General features: G+C 45.0%; 15 protein-coding genes, 1 tRNA gene and 1 pseudogene. 9 read left to right on the forward strand and 8 right to left on the reverse strand.

Going from position 1 to position 13,333, the window contains the following annotated elements; all coding sequences use genetic code 11:
* Window positions 1-60 precede the first annotated feature (60 nt).
* Both MKleb_RS02150 and MKleb_RS02155 read left to right on the forward strand, forming a co-directional pair.
* Window positions 61-648, forward strand: a complete 588-nt coding sequence (locus MKleb_RS02150) for an NAD(P)H-dependent oxidoreductase (protein WP_163586352.1) — start codon at window positions 61-63, stop codon at window positions 646-648.
* Between the two features lie 410 nt (window positions 649-1,058).
* Window positions 1,059-1,262, forward strand: a complete 204-nt coding sequence (locus MKleb_RS02155; protein ID WP_025107663.1) for a helix-turn-helix transcriptional regulator — start codon at window positions 1,059-1,061, stop codon at window positions 1,260-1,262.
* Window positions 1,263-1,287: 25 nt separating this feature from the next.
* Here MKleb_RS02155 and MKleb_RS02160 read toward each other — a convergent pair whose 3' ends face one another.
* Together MKleb_RS02160 and MKleb_RS02165 are read right to left on the reverse strand one after the other, a co-directional pair.
* Window positions 1,288-1,545: a hypothetical protein gene (locus MKleb_RS02160; RefSeq protein ID WP_016240319.1), complete on the reverse strand. Its 258-nt coding sequence runs from the start codon at window positions 1,543-1,545 to the stop codon at window positions 1,288-1,290.
* Window positions 1,542-2,411 (reverse strand): annotated as a pseudogene (locus MKleb_RS02165) (replication initiation protein). The gene MKleb_RS02160 and the pseudogene MKleb_RS02165 overlap by 4 nt, the downstream one beginning before the upstream one ends.
* A gap of 618 nt (window positions 2,412-3,029) precedes the next feature.
* Here MKleb_RS02165 and MKleb_RS02170 point away from each other — a divergent pair.
* From MKleb_RS02170 to MKleb_RS02200, 7 genes are all read left to right on the forward strand, one after another.
* On the forward strand, window positions 3,030-3,317 hold the full coding sequence (locus MKleb_RS02170) for a hypothetical protein (protein ID WP_020231154.1): 288 nt from the start codon (window positions 3,030-3,032) through the stop codon (window positions 3,315-3,317).
* A gap of 11 nt (window positions 3,318-3,328) precedes the next feature.
* Window positions 3,329-3,604, forward strand: a complete 276-nt coding sequence (locus MKleb_RS29820) for a hypothetical protein (protein WP_071883304.1) — start codon at window positions 3,329-3,331, stop codon at window positions 3,602-3,604.
* A gap of 486 nt (window positions 3,605-4,090) precedes the next feature.
* Window positions 4,091-4,483: a hypothetical protein gene (locus MKleb_RS02180; protein ID WP_025107660.1), complete on the forward strand. Its 393-nt coding sequence runs from the start codon at window positions 4,091-4,093 to the stop codon at window positions 4,481-4,483.
* The gene (locus MKleb_RS02185) at window positions 4,480-4,656 is read left to right on the forward strand and encodes a hypothetical protein (protein ID WP_165370639.1); all 177 of its coding nucleotides are present in this window, start codon (window positions 4,480-4,482) and stop codon (window positions 4,654-4,656) included. Before MKleb_RS02180 ends, MKleb_RS02185 begins: the two co-directional genes overlap by 4 nt.
* Window positions 4,653-4,946 carry a hypothetical protein gene (locus MKleb_RS02190; RefSeq protein WP_025107659.1) on the forward strand — a complete coding sequence of 98 codons (294 nt, stop codon included), beginning with the start codon at window positions 4,653-4,655 and terminating at the stop codon, window positions 4,944-4,946. The genes MKleb_RS02185 and MKleb_RS02190 overlap by 4 nt, the downstream gene beginning before the upstream one ends.
* Entirely contained in the window at window positions 4,913-5,290 is a 378-nt protein-coding gene (locus MKleb_RS02195; protein WP_025107658.1) for a plasmid mobilization protein, read from the forward strand. The genes MKleb_RS02190 and MKleb_RS02195 overlap by 34 nt, the downstream gene beginning before the upstream one ends.
* A complete protein-coding gene (locus tag MKleb_RS02200) occupies window positions 5,287-6,768 on the forward strand; it encodes a relaxase/mobilization nuclease domain-containing protein (RefSeq protein ID WP_217076419.1) in 1,482 nt (493 codons plus the stop codon). The genes MKleb_RS02195 and MKleb_RS02200 overlap by 4 nt, the downstream gene beginning before the upstream one ends.
* A gap of 35 nt (window positions 6,769-6,803) precedes the next feature.
* Here MKleb_RS02200 and MKleb_RS02205 read toward each other — a convergent pair whose 3' ends face one another.
* From MKleb_RS02205 to cutA, 6 genes are all read right to left on the reverse strand, one after another.
* Complete coding sequence (locus MKleb_RS02205) at window positions 6,804-8,078, reverse strand: tyrosine-type recombinase/integrase (RefSeq protein WP_025107656.1); 1,275 nt, start codon at window positions 8,076-8,078, stop codon at window positions 6,804-6,806.
* A 182-nt stretch (window positions 8,079-8,260) separates the two neighbouring features.
* Window positions 8,261-8,336, reverse strand: a tRNA-Phe gene (locus MKleb_RS02210).
* 115 nt (window positions 8,337-8,451) lie between these two features.
* A complete protein-coding gene (locus tag MKleb_RS02215; RefSeq protein WP_025107655.1) occupies window positions 8,452-10,539 on the reverse strand; it encodes a DUF1176 domain-containing protein in 2,088 nt (695 codons plus the stop codon).
* A gap of 68 nt (window positions 10,540-10,607) precedes the next feature.
* Window positions 10,608-11,183, reverse strand: a complete 576-nt coding sequence (locus tag MKleb_RS02220) for a transcriptional regulator (protein ID WP_416381397.1) — start codon at window positions 11,181-11,183, stop codon at window positions 10,608-10,610.
* Window positions 11,184-11,218: 35 nt separating this feature from the next.
* The gene (locus MKleb_RS02225) at window positions 11,219-12,988 is read right to left on the reverse strand and encodes a protein-disulfide reductase DsbD (protein WP_025107654.1); all 1,770 of its coding nucleotides are present in this window, start codon (window positions 12,986-12,988) and stop codon (window positions 11,219-11,221) included.
* Entirely contained in the window at window positions 12,964-13,287 is a 324-nt protein-coding gene (gene cutA, locus MKleb_RS02230) for a divalent cation tolerance protein CutA (RefSeq protein ID WP_004097896.1), read from the reverse strand. Before cutA ends, MKleb_RS02225 begins: the two co-directional genes overlap by 25 nt.
* Between the last annotated feature and the right edge of the window lie 46 nt (window positions 13,288-13,333).

The following is a 13,333-nucleotide window of genomic DNA, read 5'->3' on the forward strand; positions in this document are numbered from 1 at the left end:
GTTACTGTTGGTATATAAGACTACGTCCAATATCGTTATAGCGCAACTGGGGTATCCGTCATGCATGCATTAATCGTGGTTTCTCATCCTCTCAAGACGTCGCTGACTCACAGCGTAGCGACGGCGATTGCGCAAGGAATTGCCGAATCCGGCCCGCAGCATACGGCTGACATAGAGGATTTAACGCAGGAAGGCTTTAACCCGGTATTTGCCGAGCCGGATATCGCCGCATTTCTGCAAACCGGCGACACGCCGCCCGACGTGATGGCCGAGCAGGCCAGAATTGATAACGCCGACGCGCTGGTGCTGGTTTTTCCCGTTTACTGGTGGTCGATGCCTGGGCTGTTAAAGGGCTGGGTTGACCGCGTGTTTTCAAACGGCTGGGCCTATGAGGAGACCGCCGACGGCGATGTTGTGAAGAAGCTGGGCCGCCTGCGGGTGCATCTGGTGGCATTAGGCGCAGCGAGTCAACAAACGTATGACAAGCACGGATTTACCGATGCTTTTAATGCGCAGATTGTCCACGGGATTTTTGATTACTGCGGGGCGACGGTAGCCAGTTCGCAGATGCTGCTGTTGCCGGACCTGAAAACGGCGGAGGCGCATCTGGAGGCGGGGCGCCAGCTGGGAAGAAAGATGTTTGTCTGAAACAGAAAAGCAAAAACCCAGCCATAGGCTGGGTTCTCTGAATAGTGGTGCCGGACTCGGAATCGAACATTTATACAATCCTATGTTTTATCTAATAAAAACTAGCATGTTGTGTTTTTTACCAACATACATTTACCAACAAATCATAGGTGTTGTCAATTTAAATCAATAAGTTACGCTATTATTCGTTAGTAGACATCAGTAAGCATCGTTTTTTGGATAGTGTAAACATCGTGTTGTCAAATAAAAAAGCACTTTTTGTTAAAAATCATAACTAATTGTTTTTAATTAAATTATTTGTTTCTCTCCTTGTTTTCCTTCAAAAAACAATGAAAATGACAAAAACAGTTGTTGATCGTCATAAGCGATATTCGAATAATAGCGACATCAAATAACACAAGGAAAAATATATGAAAGAAAAAACAAAACTAATCCGCATCTCTGAGGTAATCGATCGCACAGGATTTTGCAGAGCTTGGATTTATCGACTGATTAAAAATAATAGTTTCCCGGCTCCCGTAAAAACAGGTGAACGATCTATCGCATTTATTGAAAGTGAAATCGATGCGTGGATTGAAGAAAAGATTTTTTATTCACGTAATCAAGCAGCGTAAAACTAAATATAAGCCACGGAGTGGCCTATATTTGTTTTTCTTGTAATGCTAAATATCTACGATAATAAGCCATAGCACTATCTAAGGTAGTATCCATTTTTTCAGCTACCTCACGCCATTTAAGACCAGATGATCTCAATTCAAAAGCAAGTTGTCTTTTTTCTGCTGCTTCTTTTTCATACTGTTCACGAGGCATAGCATAATATTTCACTATCGTTTTACGAGACACGCCAGCCATTTTTGCGAAATCTTTTGCTTTTATCTTTTTTCCGTTAATAATCATAATATCTCCCATATCTTATCTAGTTTTGTTCTTAAATTTGTGATTTTTTTCTTTCCTTTATTTTTCATTCCACGATTAGATTGTATCTCAGAAAATTTTTCTTTCGAAAAATTCATCCAAGTCCACTTACATATACTTTGACAGATCTGTTTTATTTCATTGTGAGAAAGTGGATCAGTAGCATTGCTAAAGTTATTTAATACAATAGCTTTTGAAAACATATCATTGAAAAATTCATTATATGATTTATTTGATTTATATCTCAAAACATCTTTTTATGCTATTTGTCTTAAATCTTCAAATAAATTAACGTTGCGACCTAATCCATATATATCACTTCGATTCTTCTTTTTATTTTGAGTTGAAAAATCTTCGCGGACGAAATCAGATAAATAATCAAGCCCATATTCTGGTATATCATTACATATTGTTCTTGATTCGTTTTTATTTAGTGGGTTTCTCATCAATATATCAGTATATGCCTTATCTGCTTTTAATCTTTCAGTCAGTCCCGCCTGAACATACGCCGCAAATTTCAACGGTTTTATTTTCGCTGCATCAGTTTTCAATACAGGACTTTTTAACGCATACAGAAGATGTGCATGACCATTATTTGTATTTTGAATAATAATATTTGGCTTCGGTAAACCTACTAAATCCCACGATATTGCTCCGTATTCGTGGTCTACATCGAATACAAGACCGTTAACGAAAGAACGATTATTAAATCCAATATATTTCTTCAGTAATGCCTTTTCTTTAGGGTTTCGATACACACCATCATTAAAATCATCACAGCATAAAGCATATTCTTGTATTTGACTTTTGTATTTTTCTATATTATAAATATTTTGATTCAATATCATATTAAACAATCCTTATAAGTAGTAATGCTCCTTTTTATTTTCGTTTTAGTCGACTGTGAATAATAGGGGCTTTATTTTTATATTTTGATTTTACATTCATTTATAATAAAGAAATAACAGATATTATATTCTAGTCAAGTGGTACTCTTAACCATATCAGATATTATGAGGTTATTGGTTAAAATAAATAAAAAGGTGCCCTTTATTCTATGGCACTAATAAAAAACACAGTAAAACTAGAACTATAAAATATATAGGGCGAAGCCGGATAAAGTAAAAAGTATAACTAGATCTAAAATATCAAAATATCCCGCGTGCCAGATATCCCATCATAGAAATTTTCCCGCTGTTGTCCGTTCGAGATCCAAATCCTTAACAGGAATAGATCGGTATAAAAGATCGATAATTAGATATTGATAGCTTTTGACAATCAAATGATACCAGATCGATCGGTGTTTAATTGATATAAACGATCGATTATTTATTTATGATAGCTTTAACCTATCATGGTGTGATTTTCGATCGGTACAAACGATATGACGAACCATCAAAATAATTGAATTCTAAGACGTTTACAGGCCAAGCGTTGGCCTGTGTCTTACCAATGAAGGAAAAGGTATGCGGAAATTTATGTTAGTGGCAGGTCTTGCCGTCCTGTTAGCAGGGTGTGGCGATGATGGCATCTATGGCAACTATGTTAATCAACAGTTTGGCGTCAGGCTTGATATTCAGAAAGATGTGATCAAGTTTCGCGATGGTGTTTTTACTGTTAAAAGCTGGGATGAAAGCAAGAAACCCATCTATATCGCTAAAACGCAAAACAAAAATCTCGGATCTTGGACTTTTAAAATCGAAAAAGTTAAAGATGGAGTTGTTTACCAAGGTGCGGTTTTTAAGAAAGATTAGAGGAGTAGGAAATGGAAAATAATACCATTCAATGCCCATACTGTCTAAAAGAAAGTCAGAAAGGGGTTCACGTATGCACTGGATGTCAAGCAACTGTATTATACGGTGCTCCGCCGGGCTGGTGCGTATTTTTAATAGTATTCAGCACCTTAATATTATCAGTTTTGATCGGTATGAGTTCAGGAATAATGGCTGGTAATATTAGTTTATTTGTTATTGCGATTGTTGGGTTTATTATTAGCAAGTTGGCTTTTTCTGACAGGATTTCTTTCAGAAGGAGAATGTAAAATACGTCTTCCAAGGTGATGGCTCGAAGTGTCGAACCATCACCCATATAAATTTTATTTCCTCCTCTATATCATCAAGCACTAAATCGGAACCCGCAAGCGGGACCCCACGATTTAGCCCTTGACGATTTCCCCTCAAAGTTGCCATAAAGACAATATATTATTTACCCTATCTTTTATTTGCATTTTATTTATCGTGCAGTGTATTTATTTATGTAGCCGCTATTGACAAGTATTTTAGATCGGTTATTAATTTAAATATAGGTTGAGTTCAGCTTTGTTTTTTTGTTTTTCGGAAACTGAGGGAAACTGAGGCAAGGTGTAATCCCGTAGCCGGTATTATACCCAATCCTTCGGATTGCCCCCTCTCACTTCGTTCGGAGGGTTGAAAAGATCTACCCTTCCGCCTATTCCCCTTATCAAAGGGGAGGCGGTAAAACCCGGTAGTTTTACATTGGATATTATAACTATATAGGAGCATTTAATATGCATGAAGATTTTGAAAGTAGGTTGTCTGTATATACAGATAAAGATTACTTATTAGAAAGTGATGCTTTTAATTTAAATGATGAACAATATAAAAAAGCATTAAAGATGTATTTTGATTTAAGATATATTTTCAATAATGATAATCAAAAAGCCATTGATGCATTAACTAGTATTTTATATCAAAGATGCTTTTTTTACATACAAGCGAACGCAGAGTTAAATGTTAATATAGATAGTCTTTTTGATGTATATACTGATTATTTTGTAGAGCAAGGAATAATCAAGAGGATATATGATTTTATATGTAATAACAATACTGAGGAACAATATGCTGAACTTAATTTTATTTATTCTGATTTGTTCAATAAAGACGGAGGAAAAATATTATGATGATTATGTCTGTAGCAATGGTAATACTTTGTATTATGTTGGGAGGTTTTATGATCCGTAGCTGTACTGGAAAAACAAACTCTGCAAGCGAAGCAAAGCAAGCAATATCAGAAGTTAGAAAAATGATAGATAAAAAAGCACTGATTAAATACAAAAGGAATAATAGAACATGAATGTAGAAAACTTAATGAATAGTATGACTATAGAATATAAGCTCGAAATACTTGCAAGAATTTTTTATTATATAGAACAAAACAAAGATATACCATTTGGTGAAATAAATATCGATGAGCGGGATTTATGTTATTTTGTAGCAAATAGATACATTACAGAAAATAAAGCTGATGAACTTATTGAAGCATTGATTATTGAAAATGATAACGACTACATAAGAGCAACAGATGATTACATTATTATGAGGAATAAAAAATGCCAACAACAGACAGAAAACGAGGACGTATAAATTTAAATGCTGACGAACGCCGAGACATATCAATACAGTTCAGAGTAAACAAAGCAGAGTTTGAATATTTAAAATCATTAGTTAAAGCCTCCGGCCTTGAGAGGGGGCATTACATTAGAAAAGAGATTTTAAACTCTGAACCAGTTATTAAAAGGAAAATGCCTGAAGTAAACCAGAAGACCTATATACAACTTTCAGCTATAGGCAATAACATAAATCAGGCTGTTAAAAAATTAAATGGCAATGAGTATTTTGATAAAAATGAAGTTGATAAGCTTAATTTTAATATAAAGCAAACCAGCAGAAGGATAATAGAAATAAATAAAGACTTGGGGTATATATGAAAGGGAATGTAGCCAAAACAGGGAGATCATTTAAAAATAGAGTTGGTTATATATTAAAAGATGATCACACCTTTATTTGTAGCAATATGGCAAGTGATTATAATAACGTTAGTGATTTAACTGATGAATTTAAAACTGTAAGCAGCTTTAGACAAGATATAAAAAAACCAGTCTTTCATGCGTTTTTATCTCTTCCAAAAGGTGATCATTTAACGGATGAACAATGGCAAGAGATAGCAAAAGACTATTTGAAAGAAATGAATATTGATATTGAAAAACATCAATATATTTGTGTGCGTCATAACGATACAGATAAAGAACATATCCATGTTGTAGCCAACCGCATAGGTTTAGACGGTTCTGTATGGCATGGTCAGCACTCAGCATTTAACACAATAGCAGCTTGTGAACGTCTTGAGATAAAGCACGACTTAACCATAACTAAGAGCTTGCAGGGGCAAAAATCAGACGTATTAGCACCAACCAAGAACGAGATCGAGCAAGCCCTACGTTCAGGTGAGAAACCATCTCGTATCGTGCTACAGAACGCATTACAGGCGGCTATGGTAGGAAAACCAGATCTTGAGACATTCATAGACAGACTGCAGGCTGTAGGCATCGAGGCGGCCTTTAACGTTGCAAGCACTGGCAACGTCGCCGGGGTGTCGTTTGGTATCAAAAAAAATGAAAAAAATATTTATTTCAAAGGCTCCCAGTTAGGTAAAAAATACAGTTGGAACACAATTAAAGGCAAGGTGAAATATGACAAAGATAGAGATGATGAACTCATTAGAAGATTCGCAGCAAGAAAAACAGATGACGAAAATAGTATTAGACGATCACCTATTGAACCAAATATCTATGACAGTAGAGCCGTTGACGGAATCAATGATGATATTATCCGAATCAGTCAGCACAGCATTAAATCAGACACAACAGACATTAACCAGAGTGAACAACTCATTAGAAGCAACAACAACCGCTTTAAACTCAGCGAAAAATATAATAGACCAACAGGCCCAAAAGTTAGAAGAACAACACAAAAAGCTGCACAGGTACTCAACAGAGTTAAAAAACAATACAATAAAGAATCAATCAAGGCTTATAATAAAAGTGGCTTCAATCGTGGGAGTTCTAAATTTAGCGGCGGTTCTATCAGTAGGATACTTGATCATGCAGAAACAGCAAACGCAGCCACCAATAAATTTAGACTCAAGAGCGGTAGCCGTTTCAATAGTAGAGCAACTAAGATCGAAGAAATAAGAAAACGTTTAGGTATTAAAAAAACAGTTATTCAGCCAAAGAAAATAGTTAAAGAAGAAATAAAGAAAAAGCCTTTGGGATTGAGTATGGATGAAATTAGATTTAAATCGAAGCTAAAAGAAGCTCTTAAAAAAGAAAAACCAAAGAACGAAACAACACCACTACAGCAGGAAGACAATCAGCATTTAAAACCTCTTGGTTTTAAACCGCTATAAAAGAGGCTTTAAGCCTCTTTTATAGTTTTTGGTAATTAGTTATTTATTCTGGCAAAATCAAACGGCATAATATGCCTTTCTTTGTTTGCGTCTAAATAATCAGCCCACCATTGAAGCATAAGCCTACGTTGTGTAATATGCTTTGCTTTGTGAATATAAGCTGCACGAACATTATTTTGCTCTTTGTGGCTCATTTGTCTTTCAATTGCGTCTTCAGTCCATATGCCTGACTCAACAAGAGAACTACAAGCCATCGTGCGGAAACCGTGGCCGCATATATCTTTTTGTGTGTCATAGCCCATAAGCCGCAATGCTTTATTAACGGTATTCTCGCTCATAGGTTTACGATAATCATGACAACCGATAAATATCAAACCCTCACCATTGCTAATATCATAACTAATATCTTTTAGCTCTTTTAATATTTCAATGGCCTGATGACTTAACGGCACATAATGCGGTATCCGCATTTTAGATCCTCTCTCAGAAAATCTGACATTCTCGATCTCGTCTCTTTCTGGTGGAATAACCCATAAAGCATTTTTGAAATCTATTTCAGGCCAACGAGCAAACCGCAATTCACTTGAGCGGATGAATACCAGCATAGTGAGCTTTAAAGCTAATACCGTTAATCTACGCCCATTATAAGCGTCAATACGAGCAAGTAGATCGGGTATTTGCTCAAGTTCAAGCGCTGGGTAATGCGTTCTTTTAGGTGTGATTAACGTGCCGCCAAGTTCATTAGCGGGATTATTGTTAATCATATCTTCTTGAACAGCATAACGCATGATAGCTGTAATACGTTGTTTCAGGCGTGAAGCCGTTTCGTGCTGGCCTTTACCCTCAATTTTACGAAGCGGAAGCAACAGATCGCGCGTAGTCAACTTGGTAATATTTTTTGAGCCGATAGCAGGGAAAAGATGATTAATAAGGCTGTTTAAAATCCGTTCACTATGCTGAGGTATCCAGCGCTCACTGACAGACATTTTTTTGTGCCAGTCCCGCGCCACTGCCTCAAACGTAAAATCTCCGCGCTCCTCAGCTTTTACAGCCTTTTTTTGCTGCAACGGGTCAACTCCATTAGCTAACAGAGATTTCATCTCTAAGAGGCTTGTACGAGCTTCTGAGAGCGATACAGACGGGTAGGTGCCAATTGAGAAGACCTTTTGCTTACCATCGAAGCGATAAGCCGCTTGCCAGTATTTGGAACCGTTGGGATGCACCAGCAGATAAAGCCCCTTACCATCTGATAGCTTGATCTGCTTGTCGGAAGGCTTGGCGTTTTTTACAGCAATATCAGTTAAGCGCATAGCAAGCCTCCTGTGCAAATGTTGGTAAAAATCCCATCGAACTGAGATTACCAACATTTTTACCAACAAATAGGGGGCGCTGCCAGTAGATTTTAACGGACAGTAGTAGACAACTGGAAGGGGATAACTTGTTGACTTTATAAAGCAAAACGGACGTCAGTAGACGTCCGTTTCTAAATGAGTGGTGCCCGGACTCGGAATCGAACCAAGGACACGGGGATTTTCAATCCCCTGCTCTACCGACTGAGCTATCCGGGCAACGGGGCGCATTAAACCGTAATCCGTACGCGGCGTCAATCAAATTTCTCGATTTATCTACCGGTTGCTTAAGTTTGCGGCAATTCTGCGCCTGAATACGCTTTTTTGCTGAAAATTACATCATCCCGTTGTCGCCTTCACGGATTTTCCAGCCGCTGGTCACCGAGATAGCGCGGCGTAATCCAGAAATCGCGTAGTCGCCAACAATGTCTTCGTCATCGCGCGGCGAGCTGATCGTGATTTCCGCATCGACGCCGTGACGATAGGCGCCGTGGTGGCTAAAGATGGTGCCGATAAAACATTTATCGTTCAGCCAGACCGGGATATATGCCACGGTTTCATAGATATAGTTCGACGCTACCCCGCTATAGTAGTTTTCCGCGTCGTCGGATGATGTGCCCGGAGGAATAGGGCAAATTGGCGCGTCATTGTCGCTCTGTGGCTTATCCTTGAGCAGGTTGCTCTGCATCACTTCCAGCGACTTCAGCAGGTCTGACTTTTCCCGCTCATTCAGCGCGGGCGTCAGAGGCTGGTCTTTTTCCGGCGAGCGAATGTCGTTAAGGGTGTAGCGATAGCGGATTGTCACTGCCGGCGTACTGCCTGAGGGGCCAAATGGGCGCAACAGATAGAGATTGTCTTCGCCAAACTGGCCGTTGTACCAGAGCGCGTAAACCTGGCCGTTAATGCGCACCCAGTGACTCCACTGGTTGGCGCCGCGGCCGTTGAGAGAATAGAGCGCGCCCGGAACGCCTGCGTCAAAATCATCGCCATTGCCGCTATCATCGCTGTTAACCGCAGCAAAAGCGTCGTCGCTGCGTTTTAGTATCCCGGTATAGCTAAAGAGTCCGGTGCCGCCAACGTAGCTGTCGATAATTAAATCGCGTTTACCGTCTCCGTCGAGGTCGACCAGCGTAAAGCTCACTTTACCGTTTTCGGAGTCGGCGCTGATATCGGACTGGAGAAACGCCTGCCACTCATCATCGCTGATATCGGCGGACGGTTTCGTCGTCGATACCAGAGAGTCGTCCGCGTAGGTCAGCGTAAAATGGCTGACGTTCCCGCTGAGGGGGAACTGCTCGGCGATATTATTCAGATCCAGTTCAGGATTGGCCTTCTGCTCCTTTAATACGGCGTTATACAGCGCTTTCAGCGCGTTGTTATCGGCATCTTTCTGCTGCTTCGGGATAACCTGGCTCACAAAGGTGGGCAGCATCCACGCGCCGCCGAGGGCGATCTCCCGGCAGTCGCCGGTGGAGTATTTCAGGCTCTGGACAAACGTTTTGCCATCCCAGACGCGCTCTTCACCGCTGATGCAGTCGGCGATACCGCGGCCTTTATTGAAAAAGGTGAGCACGCCGTCGGCATAGCTGGAGGCGTCGGTGGTGACCAGCTGAGGCTGGGTCATAAACGCCTTGTCGACCACCCACGTTGCATAGCCGTCGTTGTAGGCAGCGCGCCAGCACAGCGCCTGAATCAGCGTGTGGCTTTTATCCAACGGCGTTGCGGTGATCTGGCGCTCAGATGCCGGGATATCCGCGTTTTGCCAGTCGTCGCAATGGCTATTTAGCAGAGGGACGAGCTGGGGACGGAGTTTCTGCCGCTGCTTTGCCGTCAGCGCTACGGTGGCGGCATTGTGGATGACCGGTGCGGCGATAATTTCCGGTGCGGGCGCGGCTGATAAAATATTGTCATCACCGGCGTCGCCCTGGCGTAACAGCGCATCGGCAGTGCCCAGACGCTGCTGAAACTCATCCATTTTCAGGAATACGGCGCTGCTGCCCGCGTCGGAGAGCGTCTTACGCTCGCCGTTAAGGGCAAGCTCAATTTTGCCGTTGTGCTCCAGGGCCTGAATCAGGGCCGCCGTTTGGGTGTCATCAAAGCGAAAGTGGCTCTCGTCGGCGGCCTCAAGTGGGCCGTTATCCCGATCGTCAATGAACAGATTTACCGTTGCGTCAGGGGGGATATCGCGTTCGGTTTGCGCGAAAGTCGCCACAGCGATGACGTGCTGCGCCGCGCCCGCATTGCGGGTCAGCAGAACGCTGACTTCGCCCATGGTGGCGCCATAGCCGGCGGCTCGGCAGGTCCCGGTGTTGTCGCAGGCGAGCTCCCAGTCTTTGTGCGCGAAAGAAAAGCCTTGCGGAGAAGCTGCCAGGAGCGGTGTCGAACACAGCCCCATGATGGCAACCCAAAGAAGAGAGCGCATATCAAACCCTGTCAGCATATCGATGAGGAGGGGATTATATGCGCGATGAATTGGTTAAGATATCGGAATCAGGTCAGGGCGCCGCCCATACGGCACTGGGCAAAACGCAAAATGTCTTCTGCCAGGCGACGCGCGGTATCGACATCCGTCTGGCTGCGCTTGATCAGCAGTCGGCTCAGGCAGCCTTCAACGATCAGCTCCATCTGCTTTGCGACCATTGCCGGATCGTCAACTTCGAGCTGGCTAAGCAGTTCATGGGTATAGGCCAGCGAAGCCTGCTTTTGCTGCTCGGCCAACTGATGGATCGGATGCTGAGGGGCCGGATAAAAAGTACAGGCGGCAATAAACAGGCAGCCGGGATAACGATGGTTGCTTACGCAGGTGGTCAGCGCGGCGTAGCGGGCCAGCAGCTTCTGCTCCGCGCTGAGCGACTCGTCCAGTAAAAGCTGGCGGCGCCAGGCATCGACCTGATGGCTGAGATAGCGAAGCGCGTCGTACAGCAGCGCTTCCTGGTCAGGCCAGAAACGTTTGAGGTCATTGAGCGGGTAAGCCACGCGCTCGGCGACCATTTCCAGCGTGGTGTTAGCGATACCCTCGATTTCGAGGATTTGGATGGCTTCACCCAGGACATCTTCACGTTGCACGGTCTTTTCCTCCATTATTCCTCCTACAGTGTCGCTCACGGTTGTCGATCGCGCAAATGGGCGCTGAATGCCGCGGCATCCATAAAGCCGGTGACGCGCTGCGCGGGCTGCTCCTCGCCCTGTTCATTGAAAAACAGAATGGTGGGCAAGCCGAGCACCTGGAGGTGCTTCAGCAGCGCCGCGTCCCGCGCGCTATTTTTGGTGACATCAACCTGCAGCAGAACGGTTTCTTTCAGGGCCTGTTGAACCTCAGGTGAGGTAAAGGTGTATTTCTCGAACTCTTTGCAGGCCACGCACCAGTCGGCGTACAGGTCGAGCATCACCGGTTTGCCTTTCGCCTGCGCCAGCGCCTGATTGAGCTCATCGACGCTATGGATACGGGTAAACTGGAGATGGGACTGCCGTTGCGCGACCGGCGCATCGAAAGCCCAGTCCTGCAGCGGACGGGCGCTGACCAGCGCGGCGCCGAGCATCACTATTTGCACAATACGCAGCCAGGGGCGCGTGCCGCCCAGCGAGGTAATAAACGCCCAGCTAAAAAAGGCGACGCCAAGCAGCGACCAAAGCCGCAGGCCCCACGGTTCGCCCACGACACGCTCGAGTAAAAATACCGGCAGCGCCAGGATCACAAAGCCAAAGGCGGTTTTGACGTGGGCCATCCACGGGCCGCTTTTCGGCAGCAGACGGTTACCGAATACGGTCACCAGGATCAGCGGCAGCCCCATGCCGAGCGCGTAGAGGTACAGGGTACCGCCGCCCAGCCACAGATTACCGCTCTGGGCGATATAGAGCAGAATGGCGCTCAGCGGCGCGGTGGTGCAGGGCGAGCAGATTAATCCGGCAATCGCCCCCATGGCGAATACGCCGCCAGGTGAACCGCCCTGGCGTTTATTGCTCATCAGCGTCAGGCGCGTTTGCAGCGACGAAGGCAGCTGGAGCGTAAACAGACCAAACATCGACAGCGCCAGCAGGATAAACAGCACCGACAGGCCGATCAGCACATAAGGGTGCTGTAGCGCCGCCTGGAACTGCAGGCCCGCAGCGGCAACGACCAGCCCCAGGGCGGTGTAGGTTAGGGCCATGCCCTGGACGTAGATAAAGGCCAGCAGCAGCGCGCGGGCGGTGGAGAGGCGTTTTTGCCCGCCCAGCACGATGCCGGAAATCAGCGGATACATCGGCAGCACGCATGGGGTAAACGCGATGCCGATACCAATCAAGAGCGCCCACAGCGCGCTAAAGGGGAGAGCGGCATCTTTATTGTCCACAGCGGGGGGCGGAAGGTCGGACGGCGACTCTACCGGCAGCGCCGGGCGCGTTTCCAGCGGCAGAGGCGGGGTCAGCCCGGGTTGCCCGACGGCAGTATCGCTGCTGGAGCGCGCGAGCGCGTTGCCGAGCGGCACGATTTTGGTTTCCGGCGGATAGCAGAAACCGGCATCCGCGCATCCCTGATAAGTCACGGTAAGAGTCGCGCCGGCGGCGGCGTGAGTCAGAGTGACCGGCACGGTCAGGCGCTGGCGGTAAATTTCGCTTTTACCGTAAAACTCGTCCTCATGCCATTCGCCTGCAGGCAGCGAGGGGTCGGTAAACGCCGCATCTGCGGACGTCAGCTTTATCTGTTTACGGTAAAGATAGTAACCATCCTTGATTTGCCAGGTCAGATTAAGATCGTGTTGATTCTGCTGAAAATCGAAGGCAAAAGCCTGGTCAGCAGGAACAAAGTTCGAGCGGCCAGGGGCGTCGAACAGGCCGGCAATGGCCGATGTGCTGCAAAGCAGCAGGATCAGCGTAATGATGCGTTGAGCCATGAGAGGTAATCGTTGTCTCCGTGAATAACGGGCAGAACCAGAAGTTCAGGGGTTTGATACGGGTGATGGGACTTCAGGCAGTCCAGCAGCGCCTGCTGATGGGCAAGGTCGGTTTTCAGCAGCATTTGCACTTCATACTCCTGCTCCAGTTTTCCTTCCCAGTAGTAGAGCGATGTCGCTCCCGGCAGGAGAGTGGCGCAGGCGGCGAGTTTTTCCGCCAGCGCTTTGGCCGCCAGGTCCTGGGCGGTCGCTTCATCCGGCGCGGTACAGAGTACAACAACAGCATCAGGCATCGTCATCGTGAACCTCGTATCAGCGAAAAGAGGCACTATAGCACGCAAGATA

This window comes from Klebsiella sp. PL-2018, assembly GCF_019048985.1.
Lineage (GTDB): Bacteria > Pseudomonadota > Gammaproteobacteria > Enterobacterales > Enterobacteriaceae > Klebsiella > Klebsiella michiganensis.

What these genes read in the sequence shown, in the direction of transcription:
- MKleb_RS02150 (WP_163586352.1), top strand. Translation starts at nt 61, where the DNA reads ATGCATGCATTAATCGTGGTTTCTCATCCTCTCAAGACGTCGCTGACT.
- MKleb_RS02155 (WP_025107663.1), top strand. Translation starts at nt 1,059, where the DNA reads ATGAAAGAAAAAACAAAACTAATCCGCATCTCTGAGGTAATCGATCGC.
- MKleb_RS02160 (WP_016240319.1), bottom strand. Translation starts at nt 1,545, where the DNA reads ATGATTATTAACGGAAAAAAGATAAAAGCAAAAGATTTCGCAAAAATG.
- MKleb_RS02170 (WP_020231154.1), top strand. Translation starts at nt 3,030, where the DNA reads ATGCGGAAATTTATGTTAGTGGCAGGTCTTGCCGTCCTGTTAGCAGGG.
- MKleb_RS29820 (WP_071883304.1), top strand. Translation starts at nt 3,329, where the DNA reads ATGGAAAATAATACCATTCAATGCCCATACTGTCTAAAAGAAAGTCAG.
- MKleb_RS02180 (WP_025107660.1), top strand. Translation starts at nt 4,091, where the DNA reads ATGCATGAAGATTTTGAAAGTAGGTTGTCTGTATATACAGATAAAGAT.
- MKleb_RS02185 (WP_165370639.1), top strand. Translation starts at nt 4,480, where the DNA reads ATGATGATTATGTCTGTAGCAATGGTAATACTTTGTATTATGTTGGGA.
- MKleb_RS02190 (WP_025107659.1), top strand. Translation starts at nt 4,653, where the DNA reads ATGAATGTAGAAAACTTAATGAATAGTATGACTATAGAATATAAGCTC.
- MKleb_RS02195 (WP_025107658.1), top strand. Translation starts at nt 4,913, where the DNA reads ATGCCAACAACAGACAGAAAACGAGGACGTATAAATTTAAATGCTGAC.
- MKleb_RS02200 (WP_217076419.1), top strand. Translation starts at nt 5,287, where the DNA reads ATGAAAGGGAATGTAGCCAAAACAGGGAGATCATTTAAAAATAGAGTT.
- MKleb_RS02205 (WP_025107656.1), bottom strand. Translation starts at nt 8,078, where the DNA reads ATGCGCTTAACTGATATTGCTGTAAAAAACGCCAAGCCTTCCGACAAG.
- MKleb_RS02215 (WP_025107655.1), bottom strand. Translation starts at nt 10,539, where the DNA reads ATGCGCTCTCTTCTTTGGGTTGCCATCATGGGGCTGTGTTCGACACCG.
- MKleb_RS02225 (WP_025107654.1), bottom strand. Translation starts at nt 12,988, where the DNA reads ATGGCTCAACGCATCATTACGCTGATCCTGCTGCTTTGCAGCACATCG.
- cutA (WP_004097896.1), bottom strand. Translation starts at nt 13,287, where the DNA reads ATGACGATGCCTGATGCTGTTGTTGTACTCTGTACCGCGCCGGATGAA.